Origin of the sequence: Tissierella sp. MB52-C2 (assembly GCF_030931715.1) — a bacterium.
Lineage (GTDB): Bacteria > Bacillota > Clostridia > Tissierellales > Tissierellaceae > Tissierella.
In genome coordinates this window covers 1,031,091-1,056,858 of record NZ_CP133261.1, presented here as the reverse complement: position 1 = coordinate 1,056,858, position 25,768 = coordinate 1,031,091, and the positions used below count along the sequence as shown (strand labels likewise).

General features: G+C 29.4%; 29 protein-coding genes and 1 pseudogene. 10 read left to right on the top strand and 20 right to left on the bottom strand.

The features are described 5' to 3' along the window. Positions 1 to 28: 28 nt before the first annotated feature. The 3 genes from RBU61_RS05160 to lanM are packed head-to-tail and all read right to left on the bottom strand — an operon-like array spanning position 29 to position 5,079. Complete coding sequence (locus RBU61_RS05160) at positions 29 to 640, bottom strand: response regulator transcription factor (RefSeq protein WP_308878525.1); 612 nt, start codon at positions 638 to 640, stop codon at positions 29 to 31. After that, positions 618 to 2,270 carry a hypothetical protein gene (locus tag RBU61_RS05155; protein WP_308878523.1) on the bottom strand — a complete coding sequence of 551 codons (1,653 nt, stop codon included), beginning with the start codon at positions 2,268 to 2,270 and terminating at the stop codon, positions 618 to 620. Before RBU61_RS05155 ends, RBU61_RS05160 begins: the two co-directional genes overlap by 23 nt. Before the next feature lies 1 nt (position 2,271). Further along, positions 2,272 to 5,079 carry a type 2 lanthipeptide synthetase LanM gene (gene lanM / locus RBU61_RS05150; protein ID WP_308878522.1) on the bottom strand — a complete coding sequence of 936 codons (2,808 nt, stop codon included), beginning with the start codon at positions 5,077 to 5,079 and terminating at the stop codon, positions 2,272 to 2,274. Between the two features lie 391 nt (positions 5,080 to 5,470). Between lanM and RBU61_RS05145 the strand changes: the two genes are divergently transcribed. Then, entirely contained in the window at positions 5,471 to 5,794 is a 324-nt protein-coding gene (locus RBU61_RS05145) for a protein rep (protein WP_308878521.1), read from the top strand. A 161-nt stretch (positions 5,795 to 5,955) separates the two neighbouring features. Here the strand turns inward: RBU61_RS05145 and RBU61_RS05140 are convergent, their stop codons facing one another. From RBU61_RS05140 to RBU61_RS05110, 7 genes are all read right to left on the bottom strand, one after another. Then, positions 5,956 to 6,261 (bottom strand): transposase, encoded by a 306-nt coding sequence (locus RBU61_RS05140; protein ID WP_374212485.1) that lies wholly within the window; start codon positions 6,259 to 6,261, stop codon positions 5,956 to 5,958. A gap of 48 nt (positions 6,262 to 6,309) precedes the next feature. Beyond that, positions 6,310 to 6,726 (bottom strand): transposase, encoded by a 417-nt coding sequence (locus tag RBU61_RS05135; RefSeq protein ID WP_308878520.1) that lies wholly within the window; start codon positions 6,724 to 6,726, stop codon positions 6,310 to 6,312. A 17-nt stretch (positions 6,727 to 6,743) separates the two neighbouring features. Next, the gene (locus RBU61_RS05130) at positions 6,744 to 7,232 is read right to left on the bottom strand and encodes a transposase (RefSeq protein ID WP_308878519.1); all 489 of its coding nucleotides are present in this window, start codon (positions 7,230 to 7,232) and stop codon (positions 6,744 to 6,746) included. A 172-nt stretch (positions 7,233 to 7,404) separates the two neighbouring features. Beyond that, entirely contained in the window at positions 7,405 to 7,866 is a 462-nt protein-coding gene (locus tag RBU61_RS05125) for a hypothetical protein (protein ID WP_308878518.1), read from the bottom strand. A 34-nt stretch (positions 7,867 to 7,900) separates the two neighbouring features. Beyond that, the gene (locus RBU61_RS05120) at positions 7,901 to 8,596 is read right to left on the bottom strand and encodes a hypothetical protein (RefSeq protein WP_308878517.1); all 696 of its coding nucleotides are present in this window, start codon (positions 8,594 to 8,596) and stop codon (positions 7,901 to 7,903) included. Between the two features lie 104 nt (positions 8,597 to 8,700). Continuing rightward, complete coding sequence (locus tag RBU61_RS05115; RefSeq protein WP_308878516.1) at positions 8,701 to 9,465, bottom strand: hypothetical protein; 765 nt, start codon at positions 9,463 to 9,465, stop codon at positions 8,701 to 8,703. Between the two features lie 24 nt (positions 9,466 to 9,489). Beyond that, positions 9,490 to 9,837, bottom strand: a complete 348-nt coding sequence (locus tag RBU61_RS05110) for a hypothetical protein (RefSeq protein WP_308878515.1) — start codon at positions 9,835 to 9,837, stop codon at positions 9,490 to 9,492. Between the two features lie 327 nt (positions 9,838 to 10,164). Here RBU61_RS05110 and RBU61_RS05105 point away from each other — a divergent pair, with 327 nt between their 5' ends. From RBU61_RS05105 to RBU61_RS05095, 3 genes are read left to right on the top strand one after another with little or no spacing between them, the layout of a single operon-like run. Further along, complete coding sequence (locus RBU61_RS05105) at positions 10,165 to 10,458, top strand: transposase (RefSeq protein WP_308878514.1); 294 nt, start codon at positions 10,165 to 10,167, stop codon at positions 10,456 to 10,458. A 47-nt stretch (positions 10,459 to 10,505) separates the two neighbouring features. Then, entirely contained in the window at positions 10,506 to 10,961 is a 456-nt protein-coding gene (locus RBU61_RS05100) for an IS3 family transposase (RefSeq protein WP_308878512.1), read from the top strand. Positions 10,962 to 10,988: 27 nt separating this feature from the next. Then, a complete protein-coding gene (locus RBU61_RS05095; protein ID WP_308878511.1) occupies positions 10,989 to 11,141 on the top strand; it encodes an IS3 family transposase in 153 nt (50 codons plus the stop codon). A 156-nt stretch (positions 11,142 to 11,297) separates the two neighbouring features. Here RBU61_RS05095 and RBU61_RS05090 read toward each other — a convergent pair whose 3' ends face one another. The 9 genes from RBU61_RS05090 to RBU61_RS05050 form a co-directional block, all read right to left on the bottom strand. Beyond that, positions 11,298 to 12,287 carry a hypothetical protein gene (locus tag RBU61_RS05090; protein WP_308878510.1) on the bottom strand — a complete coding sequence of 330 codons (990 nt, stop codon included), beginning with the start codon at positions 12,285 to 12,287 and terminating at the stop codon, positions 11,298 to 11,300. 866 nt (positions 12,288 to 13,153) lie between these two features. Beyond that, positions 13,154 to 13,558 (bottom strand): hypothetical protein, encoded by a 405-nt coding sequence (locus RBU61_RS05085; protein WP_308878509.1) that lies wholly within the window; start codon positions 13,556 to 13,558, stop codon positions 13,154 to 13,156. A 29-nt stretch (positions 13,559 to 13,587) separates the two neighbouring features. Further along, positions 13,588 to 13,866 carry a hypothetical protein gene (locus RBU61_RS05080; protein ID WP_308878508.1) on the bottom strand — a complete coding sequence of 93 codons (279 nt, stop codon included), beginning with the start codon at positions 13,864 to 13,866 and terminating at the stop codon, positions 13,588 to 13,590. A gap of 111 nt (positions 13,867 to 13,977) precedes the next feature. Then, a complete protein-coding gene (locus RBU61_RS05075; protein WP_308878507.1) occupies positions 13,978 to 15,672 on the bottom strand; it encodes a recombinase family protein in 1,695 nt (564 codons plus the stop codon). A 223-nt stretch (positions 15,673 to 15,895) separates the two neighbouring features. Beyond that, positions 15,896 to 16,150, bottom strand: coding sequence for a hypothetical protein (locus RBU61_RS05070; RefSeq protein WP_308878506.1), 255 nt, complete (start codon positions 16,148 to 16,150; stop codon positions 15,896 to 15,898). A 511-nt stretch (positions 16,151 to 16,661) separates the two neighbouring features. Then, positions 16,662 to 17,666: an AAA family ATPase gene (locus tag RBU61_RS05065; protein WP_308878504.1), complete on the bottom strand. Its 1,005-nt coding sequence runs from the start codon at positions 17,664 to 17,666 to the stop codon at positions 16,662 to 16,664. 680 nt (positions 17,667 to 18,346) lie between these two features. After that, positions 18,347 to 18,988, bottom strand: coding sequence for a DJ-1/PfpI family protein (locus tag RBU61_RS05060; RefSeq protein ID WP_308878503.1), 642 nt, complete (start codon positions 18,986 to 18,988; stop codon positions 18,347 to 18,349). Positions 18,989 to 19,281: 293 nt separating this feature from the next. Beyond that, positions 19,282 to 19,608, bottom strand: a complete 327-nt coding sequence (locus RBU61_RS05055; RefSeq protein ID WP_308878502.1) for a hypothetical protein — start codon at positions 19,606 to 19,608, stop codon at positions 19,282 to 19,284. 311 nt (positions 19,609 to 19,919) lie between these two features. After that, on the bottom strand, positions 19,920 to 20,060 hold the full coding sequence (locus tag RBU61_RS05050; protein WP_308878501.1) for a hypothetical protein: 141 nt from the start codon (positions 20,058 to 20,060) through the stop codon (positions 19,920 to 19,922). A 387-nt stretch (positions 20,061 to 20,447) separates the two neighbouring features. Between RBU61_RS05050 and RBU61_RS05045 the strand changes: the two genes are divergently transcribed. From RBU61_RS05045 to RBU61_RS05025, 6 genes and pseudogenes are all read left to right on the top strand, one after another. Then, positions 20,448 to 20,738: a transposase gene (locus tag RBU61_RS05045; protein WP_308878500.1), complete on the top strand. Its 291-nt coding sequence runs from the start codon at positions 20,448 to 20,450 to the stop codon at positions 20,736 to 20,738. A 155-nt stretch (positions 20,739 to 20,893) separates the two neighbouring features. Next, complete coding sequence (locus RBU61_RS19495) at positions 20,894 to 21,097, top strand: IS3 family transposase (protein WP_374212512.1); 204 nt, start codon at positions 20,894 to 20,896, stop codon at positions 21,095 to 21,097. Positions 21,098 to 21,227: 130 nt separating this feature from the next. Then, positions 21,228 to 21,581, top strand: a complete 354-nt coding sequence (locus RBU61_RS05040; protein ID WP_308878499.1) for a hypothetical protein — start codon at positions 21,228 to 21,230, stop codon at positions 21,579 to 21,581. A gap of 2 nt (positions 21,582 to 21,583) precedes the next feature. Then, positions 21,584 to 21,940: an IS66 family insertion sequence element accessory protein TnpB gene (gene tnpB, locus RBU61_RS05035; protein ID WP_308878498.1), complete on the top strand. Its 357-nt coding sequence runs from the start codon at positions 21,584 to 21,586 to the stop codon at positions 21,938 to 21,940. A gap of 111 nt (positions 21,941 to 22,051) precedes the next feature. Then, entirely contained in the window at positions 22,052 to 23,653 is a 1,602-nt protein-coding gene (locus RBU61_RS05030; RefSeq protein WP_308878497.1) for an IS66 family transposase, read from the top strand. 57 nt (positions 23,654 to 23,710) lie between these two features. After that, positions 23,711 to 24,217: pseudogene (locus tag RBU61_RS05025) on the top strand (IS3 family transposase); the annotation flags it as partial. 282 nt (positions 24,218 to 24,499) lie between these two features. Here the strand turns inward: RBU61_RS05025 and RBU61_RS05020 are convergent. Next, the gene (locus RBU61_RS05020; RefSeq protein WP_308878495.1) at positions 24,500 to 25,414 is read right to left on the bottom strand and encodes a bacteriophage abortive infection AbiH family protein; all 915 of its coding nucleotides are present in this window, start codon (positions 25,412 to 25,414) and stop codon (positions 24,500 to 24,502) included. Positions 25,415 to 25,768: the final 354 nt, after the last annotated feature.

The window sequence follows — 25,768 nt, the reverse complement described above, 5'->3', positions numbered from 1 at the left end:
TATATCAATTCTATGTTTGAGATATTATTTAGAAAAAACTTGGCTTTATATATCCAATCTCCAAAGCTTTATTTATCATCTCTTGATAATTCTTAACATCTAACTTTTCATAAATTCTATTTAATGCTACAGCTAATGAGCTCACTGAAATCTCGCATTCATCGGCAACTTCTTTTCTTGAAAGTCCTGAACTATATAGAATTAATATTTCCTTTTCTCTTTCTGTGAGTTCATCCATTTCATTATCTTTTCTCCTAAATACAGTCTGCCCATTATATACTTTTACAAGTTTCTCAATTAAAACATCTGTATATTCATCTTTACATATAAAGCCTTTAGCTCCTATCTTCTGAGCTTCACTTTCATATCCAGGCATATCAAATCCTGTCAGCATCACTATTTTTAACGTATCATCTTCCTCTAGAAGTTCTTTTGCAATTGTCAGACCATCTTTATTTCCTGTGATTTTCTTAATGTTGATATCCATTAAAATAATATCATATTCTTTATTAAATATTTTTTGTTTTGCTTTATCTATATTCTGCAATATATCAACTTTTTCAATCCTAGTATCTCTTTCTAATGTTAGTTTTAAGCTTTCGCTAAACATACCATGATCATCTATTAATAAAATGTTCATACGTTATCTCTCCCTTAATTGGTATTTCAATTTTTATATTAACTATAGAGTTATCAAGCGTGTCTTTATTGATTAAAATATCTGAATCCATAAATGAGCTTATTTGTAAAGTACCACCAAATCTGTCCGTCTCTCTTTTGATAATTTTAAGCCCCCTGCTATCTGTATTTGTCATATAGCCATTTTCAAGATAATCTTCATGATTTGTAACATTTAAAACAATTGTATCATTTTTTACTTCAAGTTCTATAACTGAATATTCTCCCTTAGAATGTTTAAAAATATTAGTAACTAGCTCATGGATCATTCTATATATCACCAGATCATATGGAGAGCTTAAAAATAATTTATCATCACAAACAAAATCCACTAATATATTGTCCATCCCAAACCTATTTTTTAATGATTTAATAAGATCGTAATAATTATCTGCTAAACTAATTTCATAATTTATATATGGTTTATACAAGCTTATTTGTCCTCTTGTATTATTTATCATCTTATCAGCAATTTTAAATACTTTATCATCTACGGATATTTTATAATTGTCGCGAAGCTCCCTCTTTATATATATGACATCTTGTAATATCTCATCATGTAAGAAATCTGCAACGCGCTCTTTATATAATTCCTCTTTTTTGAAATCCAAGATATTGTTCTCTAGCACATGCTTAAATAAATTATCCTTCGTTATGTCATCACCTATATAGTTATCTTTGCTACCAGTTAATTTAATATAGTGATCTAATAACTGACATTGTTTTAATATTAATGCCAAACTAATAATAGACAATATACCTAATGTTATTTGTTCTCTCCTGAGATATAGGTATCCAATAATAAAAACACATCCAATAACTAAGTTTCTTTTTATACCTATTTTTTTGCCTTTTATTAATTTCCAGAAACCCAGTGCAGATAAAACCAAATAGCTTAGAAAAACTTCTATTAGATGTAAAAAAATATATAAGTCATAATTATAACTTCCGCTATTAGGGACATTAAAAATAATTGACCAAGAAAGAAATATGATATTTATAATAGATAATAATAAAAGTGTAGGTATTAAATGTTTACCATAATTTCTTATTTTCTTATAATTAAATATTAAAAATATAATTGGATAAATATTGATGATTAAAAATGTAATTTGATAAACTAACATATATACATCGCTTCTTGAAATTCCAAACACTACACCTAAAGTCCATAAGGTAATTACTATATACTTATAAAACGATCCTTTATTGATGTTCTGTGTTAGAATCTTTAGTGTTATGTCAAGCATAACAAATAATATCATAATTTGAATATAAACATAATTATTATGAATCTGGTTTCTTCTTAAATAATTTAAATCTATTATCAAGAAAAAGCTTAGCAGCACCGTTGATATACAATAATAAGATATCGTCCCCTTATTTTTATTGTTCAATAATATAACTAGATAAACAACAAAACTATAAATCAAAGCTAAAAATATAGATACATACTCTATTACATTGTATCCATGATTATTTAATGTTTTAAATGCTAATAAATGTAGTAGCATCTGAATAAAAATATAGATTGTAAGAATTGTCTTTCTATCAATCTTTATATCTAAAGATTTTGATAATGTTTTACTCATTTTAAACCTCCAGTAGCAGTATAGAAGGATATTTAGTTGGGTTTAAAAGTCTTAGCATTTCATATCCAATTCCAGATAGGCCTAACATAAGCCCTGGACTATCAAACTCTTGCCCTATACCATTTTTATATCCTTCTTTTCTGCATTTACTTTCTCTTATTATCTCTTTTGCTCTGTTAATAGCTTCATTATATAAGTTTGAATTGCCATTTTCTTTATATGCTTCTAATAATAATTCAATATTTCCTAAATTTCCATGACACAAACAGTCACTGTCACGATATAAACCTTTTTTCCTAACAACTTCTAGAGCCTTACCTATATCACTTGAGGTATCTATTATCTCTTTACATCTTAATCTCGATAACCCTATACCAACTGCTCCATGACACCAATGTATAGGTGTCTCATCTAGATTTGATTTATCTTCCCTTCTCAAGTCTATCCAATTCTCAATATCATCATTGTAATAATTGTTTTCTATCTGTATTAGATTATCAATAATTGATATGTCTTCTTTATAGTCAGTCAGCTTATATAACCTACTGAGTGCATAAATTACACCTGATAATCCGTGGGAGAATCCTGCTATCATAAGTTCATTATCACCGCCCTTTTTCCAACAAGCCGCGTCTTTTTGTATTTGGATATTTTTTATTATATCTTGTCCAATTCCTATAGATAGCTCTTCCAATTCTTTATCTTTACTTAGCTGATATATATTTAGAATTACTATAAGAACGCCTGACAGCCCATCAATTATGTCATATGAAGTATTATCTAAAATCATATCCTTATATTGGCTTATAATATCACGACTTTGCTTAAGCATACCTCTATCCTTTGTTTGATTATATAAGAAAGCATATAAATAAGCTAATGAAATTGATCCATTAAAAGCTGATATATGATTATTGTATATTCTATCCCTGTCTATATTTATGGTATTTAATATTTTTTGCAGTATATCATGATACTTTATATTATTGGTCGCTAAATAAAGACTGAAGAAAAATATAGCATTACCTGCTAACCCATTATATAAAGAAACATCTTGGGCTCTAATGGTCCAAGTTGGATATGTATTCTGTAAATCTAACCAACTGATGGTTCCTGTTTTTTCATGAATTATGGCTTTATTAATCAACATATCTCCTATCTCTTTAGCGGCTTCCATTAATGAATTATCATCATCTGTATTTTTAAAATTATAATCTGTCCTTTCTCCTATTACATTCCAGGTCTTTTTTTGCCTTGCCATTGATTTTAATATAAAATCTACTTGTATACTCATATCTTTCTTATTTAGGTATTTAATCCTTTCATTTACTTCTATTAATGGGGTTCTATCCAGTACAAAGCAACTATCCCCATTGGAATTAAATATAGTTATATTATCGATATTTCCATAAAAATATGGAATATCATCATTAAATAAATCATCTAATTCCGATTGATATACCTTTTTAAACTTGTGATTACTATCTGTTTTAGAAAGAAGGTGATATAATCTATCCAATTCTGATCTATTCTTTAAATATTTAGGGTTTTTACCCATTTCAAGGATTGTAGCATATACATTTGTATTCCTAAAAAGATATCTTGGACAAACGTCATAAAATAACTCACCAGAATTCATTAATTTTAAAAGTTCTTCTTTATTATTTTCAAGTAAGATATATCCTTCTCTAAATCCTTCTACTATTTCTTTAATATAATCTTTAGGATTAATAAGATTATTTTCTATATGTCCAATATTATTCTTATCTTCTGTCATACCATCTTCTTTAATTACCTTTATCTCATCAGTAAATTGATTACTAATTTTTATCTTACCATTTTTAATCAACTGTCCACCTTTTCCCGTTATAGCTGAAATGTCTATATTAGAATCCTGAAATCTTCCGGGAACTGGAAAAAGTTGTGTACTTAGAATAGATTGTCTTACTTTTTTATTCAAGATATCAGTTGCACTTTTTACTTCCAAATTACCATTCTGAAATCCATCTACTTGGAAAATTGTTTCCATATCGACTATGTAAGGAAACTCGCCATTTACTATCATATTTTCCATATGCAAATCTCCCATTTTTAAAACATAAGATATTGCTGCTAAAATTCCTATTCTATAATAAAGTCTCTTAATTTCTGATTGTGAATTACAAGACTTGCTATCTACATACTCTTGCCACTGATATTCTCCTTTGTCTAGAATTTTAATTGTATTTAGCTTTAAAGAAGGACTTTTAGAATTAAACCAGTTCATGAAAATTCTCCAGTATTCATCTATCTTACCTGAGCGAGGTTTATAAACGATTTTTCTATTACTATTTTCAATTATACAAATAGATTTTAGTCCTCTATGATGATCTGATAACCCATATCTTATATGACAATTTGCTGTATCTTCTAAGTTTAATCCAAACTTTTTATAGATTTCTTCCTTATCACTTACAACTCTCATTTTTAGATCATTATAATTTACTATATGATTATTAAGAATCCTATCTAGTTTCAATTTAAGTAATAGATAGATTTTGTTTACTAAATCATGAAACTCTTTTGTAGCTGAATAGTTATCGAAATAATCATATCTTTCTTCCGAAGAATTTCCTTCTAATAGGTTTTCTTTCTTAAAAGCAAAAAATAGCGTTATTATTGTTTTTATGGAATTAGAAAGGATTTGATTTATCAAGTAATCATAAAACTCTACATTAAAATCTTGTTTATTCATATTTCTATCTTTAAAATAATTATCCAAATAACTCGTTATATACCCACTGAATTGTATTCTATTATTTTCATTCAATATTTTTACCTTCTTTCATTTATAAGTTAAAATTATTTATAGTTACCACTATCTTTATTACCCAATATAATTTGGATTCTTTTATATATAAATTCTTTACCTCAATCCTATTAATCATATCTCTTTTATATTTTATAGTCAGCTAACTTTTGTCTAAATTCTTTAGTTTTAATAAATATACAAATTCAAAATATATTGGAAAGAGAATCTCAGTTATACAAAAAGTCAGTTATATTCAAAATAGTTGAACATACAGACTTTAGAGGCAAGGCAAAAATAGCATTTCCAATGGCTTTAACTTCAAGTATGGTGATCTTAGTTATTTATTTTGTGATAAATAAACTCTTAAATTAGTAAAATAATTATTATTTACTGGCAAAATCAAATAAAAATGAGGGTGATATGTATTTTTATCTTTGTTATAAGTAGAGATGAAAAAGGAAATATTAAAGAAAATTTAACTGATGAAGTAGTTAAAACTTTAGATAATGCACTTCATAGGAAAAGATTAACTAGTTTTGGATTTAAGTTTAAAGAGATTCATAAAAAATTAAATCTTGATGATGCTGAAGATGAAGATTTGACAAATACTGACAATGAAGAATTAAGAGAAGATTTAACTAATATTGTTTTAAGGTATCAATGGAATATTAGAGTAAAAAATTATGTACTAAAAAAAGTTAGTAAAAATAAAAAGGGGCTGTTTCATAACTGATAAATCAGTTATGAAACACCTCTTTTTCTATATCAAAGTTGACAACTAAGTTATATGAGTCCCTATAAATATTAAATATACTCTCTCTAAGTTAATTTAGGGTACAGGAAATAAAGCTTAGATTTTTCTAAACCTCATTTTATTTATGGTGTTTTCTATTTCTAAATCACTTCTTTATATCGGATAAAACCTAATTTGTCTGCCTTTATTTTACTACTTAGTTTTCTTATATTTATTGCAATACTTAGTAACTTTATTTCTGAAACAACTTTTTCCATACCCCTATGTTTAAATCTTAAATATTGCATTCCTGATTTTATATATGAAAATACTCCTTCTGCCTGAATTGAACGATTAAGTCTTTCTGTAATTCCTTCTTTTGTCATTATATTTTTTTCTGATTCTTTTCTTAATTCTTCAAATCCTTCAGAAATATATATGCGTTTCAATCCAGTTTTGTTTTTCATATCGATGCAATCTCTAGAATATGTACAATTTAGACAGTCATTGCATAGTTAAACCTTAGACTCACTTTTAAATCCATATTTATTTTTTCTATATATCATCTTTTCAAACTTAAGCTTTTTATTATTATGACAAAGATAGTAATCTTCTGCTTTACAGTAAGTCATATTTTCTTTTCTTGATATCTCATTCTTATATTTTCTTATCTTTTTCACTTCATAATTTAAGGGTTTTATGAAAGGTTTTATTTTCTTTTTCCTTAGGTAAAGATAATTTTCCTCACTTTCATATCCTGAGTCTGCTACAACTCTATTTATTCTTGTATCATATTTTTTTAGAAGTTTATCCATAAAAGGAGTTAAGGTTCTCACATCTGCAGGATTACTAAATCCCTCTATGTCTACAATATATCCGCCATTCGTTGCACATTGAATATTGTAAGCAGGTTTTAACTGACCATTTTTCATATGATCATCTTTTAATCTCATAAAAGCAGAACAAGCTTTTTACAATCTTCACTAGATAAATTTTCATTAATTCTGAAGTATTCTAGTATTTTCTGTATTAATTTCTCTTGATATTTAAGTATAGATTTTTTCCACACGAATGTGTATCTATTAGCATTTGCTCCAATTTTCGTTCCGTCTATGTATATACTTTTTAAATCCATTTCTCCTTGTTCTACTAGCAAATTTACTAGTTGATGCAATATTTCATCCATGAAGGGATATATCTTATTCCTAAATCTATTGATGATTACATGATCAGGGGATTTTCCATTATCTAAAAGCCATCTGAATCGAAGATCATATTTACAGGCATCTTCAATATCTCTAGCTGAATATTTTCTATTTATGTATGCAAAAACTAAAATTTTCAACATGGTCTTTGATTCTACAACTGGCTTTCTACCTTTATTAGAGTAGGCACTATCTAAAAACTTTAAATTCATCTCCTCAATAATATTGTGCACCAGGAAAACCTCATCATCTATATCAAAATTATTAGTCAAATCAAAACTAAAAGTTAGTTGCATTTTTTTGATTTTTGCTTTATGATTAACTTTAGTATGGTTTTTCATAGCAGATAAAGCATACTAAAAAAGAGTTCAAAGAGCAACCGCTCTCTGAACTCTTTTTCTTTTATTAAGGACTATTTATTTTGAAACAACTCCTTTTTATGTATCTATATTCAAGTATCAAATATGTTGTAATCATTGAAAGGATAAATACTAAGGTAAATGAGCCTCGTATTACTGAAATGCAGTTGAGATAAAACTCTTTATAATCCATTAATGAGTATAATCTTATTGGATTTTCTGCATTATATATGAATATTACTGATAGAAAAATAGTGAATAAAATTTTTAATCTTAATTGTTTTTTATAGTCCTTATAATTTTGTTTTTTTGATTCTTTACTATATTTTATTCTAAATATAATAAATGCTATTAAAATACTTAGGATTATTTTACAGAAATCTACTATAAAAATATTGAAATAATTATATAGGTTTATTGTATTAGCAATTATTAGAAGTATTATAATCCCAATTATAAAAAATGATAATATTGAGATAAATATTTTTAGAATATCTTTAGCTTTCATAAAATTCACCCCTTCTAATAATTATATTTTAAACCTAATTCCATAATCTTGTTTCTGCCTTAACATTTATAAATCCTTTATTTCTACCATCAGAAACATCTGCAGTTGTACTTGCACTAAATCTAAATCCTTTTCTATAATAACTAAAATGTTTATAGTCATTACTTCTTGGATAAATTATTCCATCTTTATTTGTCTCATCTATGAGAATTCTAAGCTCCCTATTTGATACTGTGGAATTCCCGGTTGTTTTCCATCCATAAAAGACACTTTCTAGTTCATTTTCTGGTCCAAAATTATCTATCCAAACCAGTCCAACAAGTGCAGTAACTCCCAATTTTGTTGCTTCATCGTCTATTGTTTTAGTTTTAGCATATGCTGTCATTGAATATACTGGTTCACCATCAATTTCTCCAAGTTTTTTTACTGTATAACCTGTTTCTATTTCTGGGGTTTCTGAAGGTAATGTAGAAAAATTTCTTATTAAAGATTCTTCAGAAATAAAATCTCCTTCAATTTTTATTTGGTCTATTATTTCTTTAGGAACTTCATTATCGATAACTCCATTAATTGCATTATTTAATTCTCTGTCAATATCTATTGATGATATTAATTCTTCTAGTTTTAAATCTTTTTCAGTCATGTTATGTTCTTGTGCTAATACATTAACACTTGGGATTAACATTAGAATTGCTAAAAAAACTGGTAATATTTTTTTGATTTTAAACATAATACCACTCCTTTTTAAAGTTTTTATCATGAGTAATAATCCGACAGAATATTTTGTTTATGTGTACACTTTTTCACGAACATCAAGGGAATCAGTTTTAGAATTTACTTCATTTTTAACTCTAATTCAGCCACCTTTTCTTTTTCTACAGCATTTAACATGAATTGTCCTATTACATTACCTTCTAAATCATACAAAGGAATATCTCGATCTTGTGAACTCATGAGTCCAATATTAATGGCATCTTTTGTCGTTTTTGGTGTCCTTGCTAAATCTAAAGCTCTAACATAGCCTTCAGTTCCATCAGTTCCAACAGCTAAAATCAAATCTGGTTCTTGTCCAATTTTTTCTGCTAATAGAGCAGAACCATAGGTTTCATTGTTTCTAGTAACTCCATAGGAATCCATAGATATATCTAAGGAAGTTGGAACTGCTGCATTTGGTGACTGATATGCATTATAAGTGTTATAACCATCCCCATTATATAGTTTTACTTGGCTCTGTGAATAAAAATACCCTGATGAAGATGTCGCTGAAGTATATGCATATTCATTTATTACGGCGATTTCATTATAAACATAAGCACTTGAATATTTTAAAGTATCATTTGAAGTATATAACCTAGCTTGTACACCCATATAACCTGCAGGTACATTTCCAGCAGTGGATTTCACAATTCCCACCCCTTCAATGGTATTTCCTGAGACATAATATATCGTCCATATGTCCGATCTATATTTGTAATTATATCCTTTAACAGATGATTCCTTCCAATCTGATGCTATACCTGCAAATGCTGTTAAACTACTTACCGATACTAAAATACAAACTAATAAAATACTCAAAATATTCTTATATATTTTCTTCATACTATTACTCCTTATTTAATTTTATTAATGGCTAGTATTTAAAGTAAATTCCCCCAAGATAGTCTTACCATCTTTTTCATATAATAGTATTTTGGTTTTTGGTATGTGCTGCAAAGCTTCTTCCGGTGTTTTAAAATTTTCTCCTCTCAAGTCTCCCTCCCTAACGTATCCTTCAGTCCCGTCATCACCAATAGCAGCAATTAAATCTGGCAAAGCATCTTCAAAAATATTTTCTCCGTAAGTTTCACCATTTTCGTTAACTGGAAATATAAAATCCATCTCTATCATAAAACCCTTCGGATTTATGATAGAACTAAAAGTATACATGCTTCCAAATAGAAACACCATTACACATACTACAAAAATATTCATTCCAACTATCCCACCACATAGAGATATCTATCATTTTTATTTAGTTAACTATTAATCTCATATCTGGAAAGATTAATAAAAGTATAATATGTAATAAAATTCTTGTCAGCTAACTTTTGTACATATTTTCAAATTTTTTAATTATATAAAATACTATCATTTTCACTTTAATATGAAAAAAAGGCGAAGTCTATCAATCATAAGTTAACCGTGATATGCTCCCCTTATGGTAGACAGGTTTAAAAAATAAAAATTTGGACTGAACCCCTTTTAGTAGACGTATAGATTAGTAGATTTAGTCAATACTTTTATTAGGAGGGGTACTTTATGTCTAGAAAAAAGTATAGTAAAGAATTTAAAGTTCAAGTTGTTAAACAAGTTATTGAGGAAGGTAAGAAAATATCACATATAGCTAATGAGCTAGACTTATCTAGAGATATGGTATATAGATGGGTAAATGAATATGAAGCTCACGGAAGTGAAGCTTTCTCTGGTGAAGGTAACGCTCGCAGAGATCACGAATTTGAAATAACAAAACTTAATAAAAAAGTGGATTCTTTGCAAAAGGAATGTGAAATTCTAAAGAAGTACTCAGCCTTCCTCAAGGTACAAAGCAAGTAAAGTTTAGATTTATAAAAGAACACTCTAATGAGTATTGTGTTCAAACAATGTGTAAATTGCTCAAAGTTTCAAGATCAGGTTATTACAAATACATTAATCAAACTCCGAGTAAAAGATCAGTTGAGAATGAGGCTTTAAAAGAATATATTACAGATATACATAACCAATTTAAGATGTGCTATGGATATAGAAGAGTAAAAATAGAACTAGATGTTAGGGGTATAATTGTTAACCATAAAAGAGTGTATAGGATAATGAGAGAGTGCGGTTTATCTGGAAAACACCCCAGGAAGAAGCACGACAGTTATAAAAAGATTCAACAAGACCTAATAAAGAATAATATTCTTATGCAAAATTTCTCTGCAGATATGAGAAATAAAACTTGGGTTGGCGACATTACATATATTCCTACTAAAGAAGGGTTTCTATACCTTATGGCTTATATGGATGTATATACTCGTAAAATTGTCGGTTGGTCTATGGATAAAAATATGAGAGAATAATTAGTACTAGATGCATTAGAGTTAGCAATGATGGATAATAATAAAGTTTTTGCTACACGTGAAGAAGCCAAGAAAGCTATATTTGAATATATAGAACTATTTTATAATAGGAAGCGAAGACACTGTTCGCTTGGCTATTTATCTCCCCTAGAATATGAAAAACTAAATCTGACTAAATAGACTATTTGTCGTATCTACCTAATCGAGTCCAGTCCAATCATCATCTATCTTAAAACGGACCCAAAATTCATCAAATATCAATAACCTCCAAAAAATATCGTAAAAACGCCATTTTCAAAAGTTTGTACATATAATTATCTGTTGTGTTATTGCTCTTTATAATTCAATACCTCCTGACTCTTTATCGGCCATATATTCCTCTCTAATTTGTGATAATGTCTTTCCCGTGTCTTTATGAACAGCAAATACATAAGTTTGAATACTTGCCCAACCAAAGATGCCTTTAAGCCATACTTGCATAGATTTTTCTTCTCCGTTTACTAGTACATTTCCATTGGCCAGAAGCTCTCCTTCATCCCCTTTACCTTTTGCGGTGATTATATCTCCTGTCTTAATAACGCCCCACTCTAACATATCTTTTATTTTAGGTAATGTCCGCCTTATAATTTTTTTCGTACCTTGATTAAAAGAGGATATTTTTTTATCCATTAAATTAACATAGTAATCATTATAGTTTGTAACTGGAAGTAATTTTTCAACTTTCAAGCATATATCTTCTTTCAATTGATATGGTATTAACCGATAGCAGCTAATATCTACATCATTACTATTAAGCCATGAAACAGCTGAAAGTGTCTGTTCGTCAAAATCAGATGCAACTAGAATTATTCTTTGTTTTTTATTAAAATTATTTACCGCACCATTTTCTACAAGGAATTCGTTAAGCTTTCTAATTCCTAGTTCATAAGATGTTAATTCTCCAGGTTCAAATTCAACTTTATATTTTTCAATATATGGTGCATAAGTCTTTTTTACCAATTCATCAATATTTTCTATTGTTGCATAGCTTGCAGCATATCTAATGGCTTGAAATTCAAATCCTTCTTTACGATATGTTATATCTTTTTTATCCCTTTTAATTTCAATAAGTACTATATTTCCATTATTATCGACTGCAGTGAGATCACTTCTTCCATTTTTTTCATTCTGAACCTGCCTACCAATAATAAGCATAGATTCTTCTTCATCACAAAGCATATCAATACTATTTCTTAAAATTTCTTCAATATCATTTTCCAACATATTTAGATCTGAAAAAGTTACAGGTTCTATTCTGGATGCTTGTCTTCCTTCAATTATATACATACCATCACTCCTAAACCCTATTATTAACCCAAACTAGTTAATATTATTATATCATATTCTTTTTGCCAAATAGTATCATTTTTGCATATTGAATAAACCCCTAACAAAATTTCCCCTAAACTTATCATCTAAGGGAACATAAAACACACCTACATATTTACTTGCCCCCCCTCAACCCTGCTATTCCAACCTATTCCTTCTCTATCAGGACAACACACTCCACAGTAATAATAAAGATGTCGTGAGCTGATATTACCCCCTTGATGGTATGGTATTCAAAATTATAATAACTTTAAATTATATCCTTTTCTACAGTTATTAAATATTTATCTCAATAATTATTCAGATATGCAAAGTTAATTTCTATTTTCATAAATTTCATATACAACACTCATTCTGTTTACTAGGTTAATTCCTATAACTCTTCTCATGCCTTTAATATAAAACCAACCAATGTAGGACTATTTAAATCTTTAAACTTCTTATCATAAATTATCTTCTTTAACTATCAGTATAATTAGATAGTTTATAAATATATCTTGTTATTTTATATTACAACTCCACGCCTAGCCTATACCTTTCAATAAAATAACAGAATATTGAATAGTCAATAAAATAAGTTTCGTCAATTTTGTTACTATATCGTATAGTGTTAAATGTAATTACTATCTTAGCAATATTTCTCAAATTTCAGCTATACCTCAATTGTATTTTTATCTATTCTCGATTTTTTAGGAGGTAATTATAACATATGTAGGGAACATAAATAAGCATATTCTTATTGTACCCTCAATCTTATTTATCACTTTATGAGTTATAATTAACTTACAATACAATTTGCTTTTTACAATAAACTTATATATTCATTATAGATATATTTTGGTATTTATATCCTTAGCAGCTTTTAATCCAAAAATCATCGCACAATATATTATAGCAAACTGAAATATCATATTATTGCCAACTATATCAACTCCATTTTTCTTATACCAAAATAGTAAAACCGACACATATGCTCCCATTACAATTAATAGTATGGCTTTTCTTCCAATATTTTTGAATTCTATTATTATGGAACTAATAGAAGTATCAAAAAATATAAACCTTCCAAGTAATAATCCGATATAACAAATTGTAATTGCATCTAATTCAGCATCAGATACAATTATTCGAATAATAATCAAATTAATTACTGCATAAATACTCCCTAGCAATCTCAAGCTAGTCTTTTCTTCTGTACTAATCGTAAGGCTAAAGTTATTACTTATCATATTCATAACTAATATAGATATTACAATAATCACCAACATGATAATTGTAGCATATGGACCCAAAAAATATTTTGCAAAATATCACTGCTTTCAAAACAGTAGTATATGTACGCTCCTGATATTATAGTAAATATTGATAAAGTAAACTCTTCAAAACATTCAATCCAGTAATTAACTTTATTAACTAAGATATAACCTTCCTCTCTATTTTCATTCATATTTAATACAGTTGTTATTAACAAGAATATACTAACTGGAATTATTCCTATACAAATTGCTGTTGGCATAAACATTGGTGAATTAAACAAATTAATCTCCCCCTTTCCTTATATGTAATAATTATTAATTATACATATAGAAAATATAGTATATAATAATTGGTACTTTTTCACTCTTTCTTTTGCAACATGATTATGGATTCAACTTGGGTTGTCCTCTTGATAGGTGCATTTTTGTAAACCTGCATTTTGCTCACTTTTAGAAATTTGTTTATGTCCATTAATTTTGCTAGTTAAGCCTGTATTAAATATGAAGGTCAGCATATAAGGATCTATACTTTCATCTTCTTTATACCCACCTATTATAACTTCCTCCACTACAGTTTTAAATACTTCCCTATCAAATTCTATTAGTGGTTCTTTGCTTTCAAATAGTTTCCTGAAGGATGCTATTCTTTCTTTAATAGTTTTTTCTTCATCTTCTACTATATCTAATTCTTCCTTTTCTATTTTTAGTTCTTGGAGTTCTTTCTTTAGTTCGGTATATTTTACCTCATAGTTTTCTTTATCTATTTTATCTTCTAAGTGCAAATCTAGGAGTTTACTTATTTTATTCTCTATATTTCTTATATCCCCATCTATTCTATTTAGTAGCTTTTTATTATCTTTTGACTGTAGTTCTTTCTCTATATTTTCTAGGAATTCTTCTACTATGCTTTTGTTATCAGTGCATAAAATATTGAAGGCTTTAACAAAGGCATTTTCTATTATTTTTTCCTCTACTGCCTTGCATTCAGGGCAAGACTTCTTTCCTTTTCTTATTGCAGTTGTACAGAACCAGACATCTTTTTGTTTGTTGGATCCACTATGCCATCTTCTTCTGGTAATATTTCCCTCACAATAGGCACATTTCATCATGCTAGAAAAGGCATATTTTAAGCTATGTTTTTTCATTCTTCCTTGGTTATGGTTTCTACTTCTCTTTTCTAATATTTCTTTTGCTTTATTGAATTGTTCCCTTGATATAATGGGTTCATGATTATTTTTAATATAATACTTTTCTTCTTCACCAAAGTTATCTAATCTTCTTTTACTTATTGGATCTAGAGTAAAGGTCTTTCCCATAAGGATATCTCCCACATATTTTTCATTTTTAATAATTCCTCTGACAGATGAATCTGACCAGGTTGTATTGCCCTTCTTGGTTTTTGCTCTCATTTCTGTAAGTTCTCTTTCTAGTACAAAGCATCCTATTCCACTTGTATATCTATTGAATATATATCTTACTATTTTTGCCTCCTCTTCATTTATAATTAACTTTTTCTCTTCCTTGTCATAATCATAACCTAAACAAGAAGCTTGTCCCACTAACTCTCCCCTTTTCATCTTCATTTTAAGACCCATTTTAGTATTGGCAGAAAGGGATTCACTTTCCTGTTGTGCTAAGGAACTCAGTATAGTTAATAGCATTTCCCCATTCATTGTTAGGGTATTTATATTTTCTTTTTCAAAGATTATTGATACATTTTCATCTTTTAACATTCTAACATATTTTAATGTGTCCATAGTATTCCTAGCGAATCTAGATATAGATTTAGTAATTATTATGTCTATTAAGCCATTATTGGCATCAGATATCATCCTTTGAAACTCATCTCTATTATTTGATTGGGTACCTGATATTCCTGAATCAGCATAGATATCTACAAATTCCCATTCCTTATTCTTCTTAATTAATTCTGTGTAATGATTTACTTGGGATTGATAGCTGTTCATTTGTTCATCAGAATCTGTACTTACTCTACAATAAGCTGCTACACGCAATTTATTTACTACCTTGCCTGTATTTCTATCAATTCTCTCTTTCTGTGCTTGAATTATTTGCACTTTACTCATTTTCTCACCAACCTTTCTTTTAATCTATAATCCTTGTATCCCTACCATGGATTACAAGGATTATAGATAGAAGATTCTTCTTAGTCAAGCTAGTTATCAGCGTCTTAGAGTTTCTATCTCTGTACTTATTCTAGGAAATTAAAAGAATAAACGCAGAAAATAAAATAGTGAAGGTTAGCCTGTTGTAACATATTTTATTTTTTTCCTATTTTTTATTTCTTTATTACTCTTTTATTTCATATTTCTTCTTTATACCATTTCTTATAGTTGAATGTTCTTTTTCTGAAATTAATTCTTCTTTTAATAGTCGATTTAACATCCCTATTTGTAAACTATATTTTTCTATATTATTCTTTAGAAATTTATACCCTATTGGAGTGAAGAGAATATTTTTAACTGTTTCTATATCTCCTTCACCTTTATTATCTTTTAAAATTATTTTTATTTTCTTCCACAGTGATCTTAATTTCTTTTTCATTGAAAACCTCCAATCTTATCTATAACTTTTATATAATTCCCCCTTAAACTTTCTTTGACCACATATAGGTGACACCAACAAATACCTATTTATGGTGGTTTTTATCATTTCTGACCACCTAAGCTGACACAAAACCCTAATTCTGACCACCTATCTTTATTCTTTCAACCCACGGCACTGCCGGGGGATGTGGCTGGAAGGTGGAATCTTTTGACCACCTTCCTTTATCCTGCACCAAAATAGATTGGGAAGTCCAGCTTCCATTTTGGTAGAATAATGTAATATTAATTTGTTTTTTAATCTTTTTTATTTCAATTGTTCCAATTATACTTTATAAGCACATCTGCTCCACAAGTCATTTTATTAGCCATTAGGTGTTACTACTCCACTTCTCCAGTTTCAATGCCACACAAGGGGACACTGGGGCAGACGATTGCTGAAATTCATACTAGTTCATTTGTTATTAGTTTTCCAGGATCATAAGGGTCATGAGGGTCATCATTTTGAGGACTTAGGGGGTACTCATTTCATCGACCCTATCGTCCCTATTTCTAGCAATTTCAATCAATCTTTTTCCATTGCTCTTTCGAATAACTACAGAGATACAACGTTTCTCAAGCTCCATAGTATTTTGTAGTATCTTTTTTGTAAGGGTCTTTGAAGAAATATTATCGTCCCTGTTTTTAGATAATTCATCAGCTAGTTCTGTAGGTGTAGATTTATGATAATCTTTATCTTTCATAAAATCAGAAAGAAGAATAACAATATCATCTAACAATAAATCATGATTTTCAAAACTATCAGATATTACTTGCCAAATATTATCTTCACCACGTTTTAACTTAATCTCACGATAATCAATATCTCTACCAACACAAGATAAAGTAGCAACTCCACTACCTCTAGTTTCTTCTACTAAAATAAAACTACTGTCTACAGCTCCCTGTATTCCTGTTGTACCTGATATACGGTTAAATGGATCTTTGTCATTTTCTTTTCTTAAGTGATGGATTAGTAGAATAGCAATCCCATATTTATCTGCCAATTTTTTTAGTATAGTTAAATCGCTATAATCACTGGCATAGTTATTATCTTTACTTGTATTTCTTATCATCTGAAGGGTGTCTATAATGATTAGAACAGTATCTGGATGCTCTGTAATAAACGTTACAATCCTATCTTCTAATTCTCCTCCAAGTAAAGCATTTTCAGTGCAAAAGTTTACAGTCTTTGTTGCTTCATCAGTAATATCAAAGAGTCTATCTTGTATTCTGATTTGACTATCTTCAAAACACAAATACAAGGTATCACCTTGCTTAACTTTGTTTGCCCATACATCTTCTCCTTTTGATACTGCAACAGATAACCAAAGAGCAAGCCATGATTTTCCTACCTTAGGTGAGCCAGCTAAGATATGAAGTCCTTCTGATAACATGTCTTCAATAATGAAGTTTATTGGTTTTAGTGGCATGGTCATCAAAGTTTCACCATCAATGGTGTTAAATCTTTTTATCATTTAAAATTCACCTCCTTACTTGTTTCCACATTTGAGCCTCTATTTTGAAGTGTAATTTAAAAATATTTAAAATAAAAATCACCCTCTATATGTTTCCACATTTAGAGGGTGATTTATGAAGTCTAAATTTAGAATTATTTATTAGAATAAAATTTACTCCCTACTGTGTAGGCAATAAGAAAGGCATTTTGACAACCATTTTTGAAAGATAAATAAAAATACAGAGAAAAATAATCTTGATATTTTTATCTATCAAGATTATCTTTAAAATTGATTTTTAATTTTGGGAAGTCCATCTATATTTCATCATCTATAGTAGTATTTAGTCTTCTGGTATTATGGATTGCATACTACCTCAATACACTTAGTTTAATTCGTTCTGAATCAATCTTGCCTCTACCTTCTAAAATATCTCTATAATATTTTAATACTATAAAAATTCAGCAAGCAACTTGTTGGATTTTTGATGCACAACATATAAGTTATATTTGACTAGTTACATTAAATGGTCTCACGAAATTTGTCATAATGATACTTATATAAATATTATGACAAGCTTAACATTATAAATCAAAGCATTATTTTTACAGGATCCCTTTAAGTGGCTGAATTTAAATGGTTACAGCTACTTGGCCAAGTTTGTAATAATTTAGATTAAGACAAGCTCAGGCTATAATTTTTTATTTCTTCATATAATTATTATATTCATTCATAAATTCTTTGAAATGATCTTCACCCATTTTAAAAGTTAGCTCCTCTTCTGTATATTCTCTGGTTACTCCATTAAATAATCCACCTTCGCATTCATCAATTCCCAAAGCTTTTATTGTCTCAACTGCAAAATCTCTGTAAGCAAAACCTATTGCAGTTATAAAGTTTTTATCTCTTACAACCGGTTGATGAATAATATTTTGATAAGGAATAAAATCAAGATGTTGACATACCTCATCAAAAACTCCACTAGTAAAATGAACATCATCTAATAATCCTGCTTTAGCTAATAGCATCGGTGAACTAGATATACTTGAAATTAAAATATCTTTCCCTTTTATAGACTTTAAAAATTCAATGTTTTTTTCATCAAATAAAGCGGGAATGGGATTCCAAATACCAGGTAAAACTAAGCAATTATATTCTTCTAAACTAAATTCATCAAATGTTTTGTTTGCAATAACTTGAAAACCATCTTCACTCTTAATGATTTCTTTAGAAGAAGCAAATACATCCATATCAACATTGAAAAACACTTTTAACGCATCTGTTAAACATGAAATTTCTTGCATAGAAAAATATGGATAAATCATCACAGCTACCTTTTTCATAAAATCTTCCTTTCAATAAATAGTATTATATTTATCACTATTATAATTTAGGTACTTTTTATTACTTGCTCATTTTCATCACCTTTTCTTCATATATTTTTAAAGATTTATTATACTACATCCTTAAATTACTTACTTAAGTACTTCTCCTTATAAATTTTTCTCATTTATTATAAAAGAGTGAGTTTGTCTTAATTCTTAATGAGTAAAACTCAGAAACGCTAAAATCAGACCTTATGATGTTAATCATAAATAATGTTTAGGTTCGCAGTTTATAAACATTGCGAAACAGACTAAGCATTATGGCACTCTAAATAATTAACTCTTTTTCTAGTCTTTATAGCGTATTCTATTTCACCTTTTGTACTTTCGCCTATATATCCGTTTTTGTTAATCACATAAATTTCATCAGACATATCAATTTTTCTTTTATGTATATCGTCAAGCATTACTTTAATTTCAGGAGTGATGACATTTTTAAACTCACCATCAGCATGTCCAAACAATCCTACTGAAATAACTATATTCCCTTCTAGAGTTAATTGTTTTTGTACTTTCAAGAACTCATCTTTAAACCTCGTACTCCTGCACAAAGTTATTATTTTATACTTTCCTACCATAATATCCTCCATTTAATTCGCCTTATATTACCCAGACGTCATTAATTTATTAATATCATTGTATCACTCTCTAGTCATTTTTTGAATCATCAAATAATTATAATTAACAGTGTCCCTTTTGAGTGTACTCTTGCATTTATCCATCCTAAAAGTACAGAATGAGGTAATAAATATATTTTCCTATTTTTGTATTATTAAGTTGTTTCTCTAATTTAAAATCTTTTAAATATGGTTTTTTTATATAATCACCATTAAAATATGTGTACAGCTTATGCGTTATATGCCCACTCAAGTTCTTTTTAACTTTAACATTAATTCATAGCTATAATAACCTCAATCCCATCATATACTTCCTTTTTTCTTCTGCCTTTTCCAATATCATTAAAAACAATATATTTTTCCTCATGAATAAACCTCATTACAACATGTTGTTTCCTTTGATAATTAGCCATCTCTCTATATTTTCCTATTAGATAATCTTCTGTATTCCCACCACGCACTCTAAGTGCCTTGAGGGGATAATAATGATGTCATAAGTTGGTATTATCCCCTTAGCGGAAGTCTATATTTCTGAAACTCTACCGATTATTACACATATTTTTTTATTTCTGCCACTATCTTACTCGCTATATCTATAGATAAGTATTTCCTTGCACTTTGATACTTGATGTTACTAATACATTTTAATAATACCATTTGTATCAAAATTGTAAGCAACAAAACCCTCAAATATTTGAACATGCCCCTGTCAAGTAGACAGTGTAAATAATAAAAAACTGGACGTGGTATAATAAAGTAGACACAAAGATAAGAGGAAAATATGAGAGGATGACTACTTTATGAGACGTTCATACGACAAACAATTTAAGATTTCAGCAGTTAAGTTAGTACTAGAGGATGATATGCCCGTTACAGAAGCTGCAAAAGAATTAAGTATCCATTACAATTCTTTATACCGCTGGATAAATGAATATGAAGAATATGGAGAGAGTACATTCCCTGGACATGGAACTGCACTATATTCTTATCAATATGAAATTAAAAAATTACGCCAAGAAAATTCAGAACTGAAAAAAGAATTGGATATGCTAAAAAAGTACCAGGCCTTCTTGAAGCGAAAGAACAAGTGAAATTTCAATACATTAAAGATAATCAAGATTCCTTGAACATCAAGAAGGCCTGCAGAACACTGGGAGTTTCAAGAGCTGGATATTGTAAATATTTAAATCATAAACCATCCAAACGTGATCTAGAAAATGAAGCATTGAAGGAAGTAATCAAATAGATTTTTGATGAAAATAAAGGTAGATACGGATCTATTCGTATAGGAAAAGTACTAGAGCAACGTGGAATTCATGTAAATCGTAAGCGGATATCTAGATTAATGCGTGAAATGAATCTATGTCCTAAAGGAACCAGATATAGTTATAAAAAATATAATCAAAAAAATAGAGGTGAAGAAAGGCCTAATCTACTTAATCAAATGTAAGCGGCCAATAATCTAATGGATTTAAAAACATCACGTAACATGGGATAATACTCTCTACAAAGTACTTTTAATGTCAACAAAATCATTTTGTCAACATTAAAAGTGTAGGGAGGTTGATAACATTACAACTATGAAAAATGAAAAGCATGAAATGCTTAAGTCCCAATGGATGGAAATCATTAATAGACACAGTACCAGTAGCCAGTCCATAAGGGAATGGTGCAAAGAAAATGATATTTCACATGGTAAATTCTACTACTGGCAGAGAGTCATTAGGGAAGAGGCCTTAATTAAGGCTGGAACATTAGCTGTCACAGGTCAAACTCAATTTGTAGAAGTAAAGCCAAGCATTACTGAAATTAAATCTAGAAGCAACCAGCAAGGAACTTGTGCTATCCTTCGTTCAAATGGTAATGAAATCGAAATTCTAAATGGTGCAGATCCAAATACATTAGCTCTTGTGCTTAATTTAATTGGTAAATAGCTATGAAAGTTAAATTTCCTGATGATATACGGATATATATTGCTTGTGGTAAAACAGATATGAGAAAATCCATAGACGGACTTGCAACAATAGTAACTAATAATTTTAACCTAAATCCATTTGACAATGTATTGTTCCTGTTCTGTGGAGGAAAGAGAGACAGGATGAAAGCTCTCTTATGGGAAAGAGATGGATTTCTCCTTTTATACAAAAGGCTTGAAAATGGTGTTTTTCAGTGGCCAAAAACTACTGAGGATGTAAGAGAAATTACGGAGAAGCAATACAGATGGTTAATTGAAGGACTAACAATTGATCAGAAAAAAATCATCCAAGAGGTGTCGAATAAAAAAATAGTGTAATCTAATGAAACTATTGAAAAAACAATGGTTTTGGTAATTCTTTTCGTGTGTTTATCTAAATATCATGGTATAATATTTTTAGAATAAGACTAACGGAAAGAGCTGAAATTAATGGATTTAACTACAACTGATGCCTCAGTTTTAATAGAGATAATTAAAGAACAAAATCTAACTATATCCTCTCTTAGAAAAACTATTGAAGAGTTAAGTACTGACTCCAAAATTCTAAGGGAGCAGATTGACTATTTAACAAAAAAGCTCTTTGGTACAAAAAGTGAAAAGACAGCAACGTTAACGGGTCAAACTGTTATTGAGGGATTAGAATATGGCCAGTTTGATGAGGCAGAAGTAGAAGCAAATCCAGAGGAAATTGAGGCTGTAATTACAAAGAAGAAAACTCGTAAGGGATATTCTAGAGAAAAAGCTCTAATTAATCTTCCAGAAGAAGATAGAGTATATACCTTATCAGAAGAAGATAAAATTTGTAAAATTGATGGAGACACATTACATTATGCAGGTAAGAAATACATGCGTAGTGAAATTGAATATGTTCCTGCTACAATGAAAGTTATACATATCTATGAAGAAAATTGGGAATGCAGAACTTGCCGTAAAGAAGAAAGAGATTATCTTAAACAAGCAAAGATGGATCCAGCTCTTTTACAGCATTCTATGGCATCCTCATCTAGTGTTGCATGGACAATGTACCAAAAGTATGTAAATCATGTTCCTCTATACCATCAAGAAAAGGATTGGCAAAATCTTGGTATGAAAATTAAAAGAAGCACCCTATCAAATTGGATAGTAAAGATATCAGAAGAATGGTTAAGTAAAGTGGTATCAAGGCTTTATGATGAGCTTCTTAAAGACAATTACCTTCATGCTGATGAAACTCCTATTCAAGTAATGAATGAAGATGGTAAGAAAAATACTACTAAATCATACATGTGGGTATATACAACTGGTAGCCATAGCAACAAGCAGATCAGAATCTTTGAATACAAATCTGGTCGTGCAGGTGCAAATGCAGCTGATTTCTTAGATGGATATACTGGCTTTTTGCACACAGATGGCTATAAAGGTTATGGAAAGGTAAAAGGGATCACTAGGTGCCTTTGTTGGAGTCATTCTAGGAGATACTTTACAGATGCCTTACCTAAAGACATAAAAAGTGCAGATGCTACCTTACCAAAACAAGGAGTAGCATATTGCAATAAACTTTTTGAAATTGAAAAGGAATTAAAGAATCTATTACCTGAAGATCGAAAAGAACAACGCCTTAAGTTGGAAAAATCAATCTTAGAGGTTTTTTGGTCATGGGTTGATTCAAACATTAATTTAGTCTTACCCAAATCTAAGATTGGTCAAGCATTACAGTATGTAAAAAATCAGCAGTCTGGATTAATGACATATTTAGAAGACGGTAACTGTGATATCTCCAATAATCTTGCAGAAAACAGTATAAGGCCATTTACTGTAGGGAGGAAAAATTGGCTATTTGCAGGAAGTCCAAAAGGAGCAACAGCAAGTAGCATAGTTTATAGCCTGGTTGAGACAGCAAAATCCAATGGATTAAATCCATATAAATATTTACAAATTCTCTTAACAGCTCTACCTAAAGAGCCGTTTCAAAAGAATGAGAAATTAATAGACAATTTACTTCCTTGGAGTTCAAACATTCAGGAAGCATGTAAAATCAAACAATCAGAATAATTTAGGCAGCCATTTGGCTGCCATTATCTTATATACATGTGATTGTCTATCGCTTACAATCAAATGTTCGTTACGGATACCAAAAATAAAATTTGGGTAGGTGATATTACACATATACCAACTAGAAAAGGAACCCTCTATCTTGCAGTATTTATTGATATATTTTCTCGAAAGGTAGTTGGATGGTGGATGGGAAGTAGAATGAAAGATACCCTTGTGATTGAAGCATTTATTCAAGCTTATGGGAAACAACGGCCTAATTGTGGGCTAATAGTTCATACGGATCAAGGCTCTCAATATACGAGTGGCAACTTTCGTACTACTCTTGCAAAATACGGCGCTACCCATAGCAACAGTAGAAAGGGAAATCCTTATGATAATGCAGTCATGGAATCCTTTTACAAAACAATAAAAAGAGAGCTTATTCAAGATGCTCATTTTGCAACTCCTGAACAAGCTCAAAAAGAAATATTTAAATATATTGAATTATACTATAATACGAAAAGAATACATTCCTCATTAGGATACCTCTCTCCGTCCAAATTTGAGGAACAAAATTCATAAAATCCTCTTAACTTTGTGTCAACAAAACATTGACATCTCCACAGTTTTATTATTTTAACTGTCTACTACAAGGGGAGCATATCAATTTATTAATTTGAAGGCTTTGTTCATTACAATTTTACATTATGTTCATTTTGTTAATACTTATATTTTTCTATAGTAATGTGAAGGATTCTCATTTTCAACAACAATTAGTTTATTTTCACCAATCATCTTATTATCTATACTCCAATCATACCAACCATCACTAATACCTCCATATTCATTTAACTTCTTTTGCTGTCAGACTGTAAACATATCAAATTTCCCCTTAAAACCGCAATCTATAATTTTTTCTTTTAAAACATCAAATTTTGCACTATTGTAATCGTGGATGTACCATACGATATTTTCAGTTGGAGATGCGTTGCATATTTCTTTTATGTATACTATATCTACATCTGAAAATGAAAACCCATATGAATATATTTCATCAACTTCACCAAGCTCTTTGAACAAAGACTTGTTTTGGTTGATAACAGTTTGAGTATCTTTTTTCAAAGCCGCCTGTAATTCACTGAGATGGTTTTCAGACCCAATATTCCTGTTCATATATTCATCATAATTGTCCATATTATTTCCATGACCGAAAACCACCTTGCTGCCTTGTTTGCCATGAATATGATAAACATTTTTTGCTTCATATATCTCTTCGAGCGTTTCAGTATAGTTAAATGTTAAAAACAAGTCGATGTTATTGTCAATCAAATGATAAAACTTTATTTTCAGCTCCGTGTCGTATATGTCGATTGTTTCAATCCAATCCGAGAAGTATTCTTTTATCATCTTGACTGCACCACTTATATTAGCTGCAGTATACTCGTTTCTGTTTGCTTTGTGCCATTTATTGTCATCATCGTCATCATTCCAATCGTCAAAACACTCATCAAAATCCAGTCGCCCCAACGTATTTTCCAAATCACCCCATGCTTCACCCGTAGCTTCTGTTTCAGTAATAATCTTCAATAAAAATCCAACAACCTCATCGTCATTGTATCTTTCGTCTCCGTCTGGCATCATAAACGATTCGGGAACTACTAAACATTCGTCCGAAGCCTCAGGGTAATTTTCCATTAGATAATCTTGAAAATCTGAATATTTAGTCGGTAGTTTATGAGCAACATCAAAACCATTTCCGATTATAAATAATTTTTTCATCAGTATTCCTCCCTCGTTGAATTACTATTGCAGCTATAAAAGCAAGTATTTTATGGAAATTATATAAGTAATTAGGTCATTAAAAACTGCCCAATAAATTTCCTATTTATCGAATCATTTTAACATTTGCTTTCATCTAATGAAACAATTACCTTATGAGAATCATTGTCCCAGCTTATACTACCAAAATGTTATAATTAACATTTCTATAAGAATTGATGATAAATTACTTATTGCTACAACTAAATATTTATTACCACAATAAGCCAAATTACCATTCTTTACATTTTGCTCAATTGAGCTCTCAGGCTTAAGTAAGTTAGTGCCTGGCACCGTCATATATTAATATACTAA

Coding starts and splice junctions, on each gene's coding strand:
- RBU61_RS05160 (WP_308878525.1), bottom strand. CDS start 640: ATGAACATTTTATTAATAGATGATCATGGTATGTTTAGCGAAAGCTTA.
- RBU61_RS05155 (WP_308878523.1), bottom strand. CDS start 2,270: ATGAGTAAAACATTATCAAAATCTTTAGATATAAAGATTGATAGAAAG.
- RBU61_RS05145 (WP_308878521.1), top strand. CDS start 5,471: ATGAGGGTGATATGTATTTTTATCTTTGTTATAAGTAGAGATGAAAAA.
- RBU61_RS05140 (WP_374212485.1), bottom strand. CDS start 6,261: ATGAAAAACAAAACTGGATTGAAACGCATATATATTTCTGAAGGATTT.
- RBU61_RS05135 (WP_308878520.1), bottom strand. CDS start 6,726: ATGAAAAATGGTCAGTTAAAACCTGCTTACAATATTCAATGTGCAACG.
- RBU61_RS05125 (WP_308878518.1), bottom strand. CDS start 7,866: ATGAAAGCTAAAGATATTCTAAAAATATTTATCTCAATATTATCATTT.
- RBU61_RS05120 (WP_308878517.1), bottom strand. CDS start 8,596: ATGTTTAAAATCAAAAAAATATTACCAGTTTTTTTAGCAATTCTAATG.
- RBU61_RS05115 (WP_308878516.1), bottom strand. CDS start 9,465: ATGAAGAAAATATATAAGAATATTTTGAGTATTTTATTAGTTTGTATT.
- RBU61_RS05110 (WP_308878515.1), bottom strand. CDS start 9,837: ATGAATATTTTTGTAGTATGTGTAATGGTGTTTCTATTTGGAAGCATG.
- RBU61_RS05105 (WP_308878514.1), top strand. CDS start 10,165: ATGTCTAGAAAAAAGTATAGTAAAGAATTTAAAGTTCAAGTTGTTAAA.
- RBU61_RS05100 (WP_308878512.1), top strand. CDS start 10,506: ATGTGTAAATTGCTCAAAGTTTCAAGATCAGGTTATTACAAATACATT.
- RBU61_RS05095 (WP_308878511.1), top strand. CDS start 10,989: ATGATGGATAATAATAAAGTTTTTGCTACACGTGAAGAAGCCAAGAAA.
- RBU61_RS05090 (WP_308878510.1), bottom strand. CDS start 12,287: ATGTATATAATTGAAGGAAGACAAGCATCCAGAATAGAACCTGTAACT.
- RBU61_RS05085 (WP_308878509.1), bottom strand. CDS start 13,558: ATGATAAGTAATAACTTTAGCCTTACGATTAGTACAGAAGAAAAGACT.
- RBU61_RS05075 (WP_308878507.1), bottom strand. CDS start 15,672: ATGAGTAAAGTGCAAATAATTCAAGCACAGAAAGAGAGAATTGATAGA.
- RBU61_RS05070 (WP_308878506.1), bottom strand. CDS start 16,150: ATGAAAAAGAAATTAAGATCACTGTGGAAGAAAATAAAAATAATTTTA.
- RBU61_RS05065 (WP_308878504.1), bottom strand. CDS start 17,666: ATGATAAAAAGATTTAACACCATTGATGGTGAAACTTTGATGACCATG.
- RBU61_RS05060 (WP_308878503.1), bottom strand. CDS start 18,988: ATGAAAAAGGTAGCTGTGATGATTTATCCATATTTTTCTATGCAAGAA.
- RBU61_RS05055 (WP_308878502.1), bottom strand. CDS start 19,608: ATGGTAGGAAAGTATAAAATAATAACTTTGTGCAGGAGTACGAGGTTT.
- RBU61_RS05050 (WP_308878501.1), bottom strand. CDS start 20,060: ATGGCTAATTATCAAAGGAAACAACATGTTGTAATGAGGTTTATTCAT.
- RBU61_RS05045 (WP_308878500.1), top strand. CDS start 20,448: ATGAGACGTTCATACGACAAACAATTTAAGATTTCAGCAGTTAAGTTA.
- RBU61_RS05040 (WP_308878499.1), top strand. CDS start 21,228: ATGAAAAATGAAAAGCATGAAATGCTTAAGTCCCAATGGATGGAAATC.
- tnpB (WP_308878498.1), top strand. CDS start 21,584: ATGAAAGTTAAATTTCCTGATGATATACGGATATATATTGCTTGTGGT.
- RBU61_RS05030 (WP_308878497.1), top strand. CDS start 22,052: ATGGATTTAACTACAACTGATGCCTCAGTTTTAATAGAGATAATTAAA.
- RBU61_RS05020 (WP_308878495.1), bottom strand. CDS start 25,414: ATGAAAAAATTATTTATAATCGGAAATGGTTTTGATGTTGCTCATAAA.